Below are 2,708 nucleotides of genomic sequence, written 5' to 3'. Positions count from 1 at the left end.
TAGCGAGTTGGGCGATGCCCAATAAGTGGTTTGATGAGCTGGGACTCTTTAACTTAGAAAAGGTACAAACGGGATATGTGTTCAGTACGAAGTAACTGAATAGAATTAAGCAGGAGCCGTATAAGAGAACCGTACGTACGGTTCTGTGAGAGGGATGAGGCAGTGATGCCTCACCCTACTCGATGTTGTCTTTTTTTCTTGATTATGAAAAGTTGAACATTAGTTACCCACTTAGAGATCATATGTAGTTTAATCACTTGCTAAGCACAATCTGATCATGGATAATTCGTCTCGTCTTCAGTTCCTTACTGAAGAATTCTATGGTGACCTCAGGGTCCCCCCGCAATGATAACTTGTGGACTTGGTCAGAGCCGGAAGGCAGCAGCCACAGCAAGCGACTTATGTGCCGGGGTGTTGGCTCTGAGGGAGCCTCCAAAATTTTCTATTTTGGATTCTCCTTTTATTTATCATGTTATGATTGTCTACTTTGTTTATTTTGTCTAAATCAATGCTATTGAAGCTGTTTCTAGTAAATTAAAGCTTTAAATGTCTACTTTTGCCTTCGAATCAGCACCTCTCTAATGACACGTAAATTCAATTGTTTTTGAAATGGCTTATTGATATTTCATATTTTAGGTTTAATAATGATAACTATTACCATTTAAGTCTAAAGAGAAAGTGATGTCAGAAACAAGAACTGAATGTGACAGTATGGGAGAGCTTGAAGTTCCTAAAAGTGCTTTATATGCAGCACAAACTCAGAGAGCTGTTCAAAATTTTCCTATCAGTGGTCAAAGGATGCCGGAGAGCTTTATTCGAGCATTACTGAAACTTAAATCAGCGGCTGCACAAGCAAACAGTGAACTAGGATTAATTCCAAGCACGATGGCTGATGCGATTCACTTTTCAGTAGCTACTCTGCTAGAAAGTGATAATTTATCAGAGCATTTTCCCGTTGATGTATACCAAACAGGTTCAGGTACTAGCTCTAACATGAATGCGAATGAAGTATTAGCTACATTGGCATCACAGCATTGTGGGGAACAGGTCAATGCAAATGATCATGTTAATTGTGGTCAAAGCAGCAATGATGTCATTCCATCTGCTATTCATATCAGCGCTGCAATTGAGCTTGCTGAAAATTTATTACCTGCGCTTGAATACCTTTCTATGACTATTCGAGCAAAATCTAAAGAAGTGGATTCGTTTGTAAAAACAGGTCGAACGCATTTGATGGACGCCATGCCCGTCAGAATGAGCCAAACTCTAGATGCTTGGGCTGAACAGGTTGACCTCAATATTGCACGGTTTACCTTACTTCAGCCACAACTTCATACCCTAGCTCAAGGTGGCACAGCAGTAGGTACAGGTATCAATGCCGATCCACGTTTTGCAAAGCTATTTAATCAACACTTATCACAAGTTACCGGTTTAGCATTTACACCTGCGGCTCAATTTTTTAGCCATATTGGTTCGCAAGATATTGCTGTTGCTGTTTCTGGGCAATTAAAAGCAACGGCTGTTTCTATGCTTAAAATTGCTAATGATTTACGTTGGATGAACTCTGGTCCATTGGCTGGGCTCGGAGAAATTGAGCTTGAAGCTTTACAACCTGGCTCTTCAATCATGCCGGGCAAAGTAAACCCCGTTATTCCTGAAGCAGCAGCGATGGTTTCGGCGCAAGTTATTGGTAATGATGCTGCAATTACAGTTGCTGGTCAGTCAGGTAACTTTGAGTTAAATGTAATGTTACCTTTGGTCGCCAATAATTTACTTGAAAGCATGAAGTTGATTGCGAATGTAAGTCGATTAATGGCAGATAAAGCGATTACATCATTCAAAGTAAATGAAGCTAAATTGAAAGAAACATTGTCTCGCAATCCAATTTTAGTCACGGCGTTAAATCCAATTATTGGTTATTCGAAAGCGGCTGACATAGCAAAGCAAGCTTATAGGGAAGGGCGTCCTGTGATTGAAGTCGCTGCTGAAAATACGGATATATCAGTAGAGGAATTAACAAAGTTACTTGACCCTGTAAAACTTACATTGGGTGGAAATCAAGTTTAGAAATTGATCTTATCTTAACCAACAATCGTAATAGTTATCTTCTAACACAATAAGGAAATTACGTTATGAAATTTAAATCCCTATTATCGTTATGCGCTCTGGCATTCACTTCCAATGCTATGGCTGAGAATTGTATGATTGATGTTGAAGTAATGGATGCACTCAGTTTCAGTAAAAAAAGTATCGAGATCTCTAAATCCAAATGCGACAAAGTGACCATCAATTTAAAACATGTCGGTAAATTACCAAAAACAACAATGGGACATAATTGGGTGCTTTCAAAAACCTCTGATATGGATCCTATTGCTATGGATGGTATGAAGGCTGGTTTAGCGAAAAACTATCTCATGGATGGCGATAAGCGAGTCATTGCGGCTACCAAAATTATCGGTGGTGGAGAAATGGCAAGTGTAACGTTTGATACCAAAATGCTGATGGTAGGCGGAGATTATAAATATTTTTGTAGCTTTATCGGGCACCATGCAGTCATGAATGGCATGTTTACAGTTATGAAGTAGATATACCCATATATGGACTCTCCCCTATTTACAAGGCATTAGTTTTTGAAAAAACAGGGTTCATTGCTGTCATATATTCGGCTTATTTATCAAGAAATCTGTCTTGTAGCCTTGATGGTATCC

General features: G+C 39.3%; 2 protein-coding genes and 1 other RNA gene. All 3 read left to right on the top strand.

The window, feature by feature from the left end; genetic code table 11:
- Positions 1 to 329 precede the first annotated feature (329 nt).
- The 3 genes from ffs (at position 330) to azu (ending at position 2,585) form a co-directional block, all read left to right on the top strand.
- Positions 330 to 427: signal recognition particle sRNA small type (gene ffs / locus JQC92_RS21730), an RNA gene on the top strand.
- A gap of 254 nt (positions 428 to 681) precedes the next feature.
- Positions 682 to 2,067, top strand: a complete 1,386-nt coding sequence (locus JQC92_RS21725) for a class II fumarate hydratase (RefSeq protein WP_205001620.1) — start codon at positions 682 to 684, stop codon at positions 2,065 to 2,067.
- A 65-nt stretch (positions 2,068 to 2,132) separates the two neighbouring features.
- Positions 2,133 to 2,585 carry an azurin gene (gene azu / locus JQC92_RS21720; RefSeq protein WP_205001619.1) on the top strand — a complete coding sequence of 151 codons (453 nt, stop codon included), beginning with the start codon at positions 2,133 to 2,135 and terminating at the stop codon, positions 2,583 to 2,585.
- Positions 2,586 to 2,708: the final 123 nt, after the last annotated feature.

The organism is Parashewanella hymeniacidonis (assembly GCF_016900895.1).
Classification (GTDB): domain Bacteria; phylum Pseudomonadota; class Gammaproteobacteria; order Enterobacterales; family Shewanellaceae; genus Parashewanella; species Parashewanella hymeniacidonis.
Note: the sequence above shows the minus strand (reverse complement) of the source record. Positions and strands in the feature narration are given on the sequence as shown.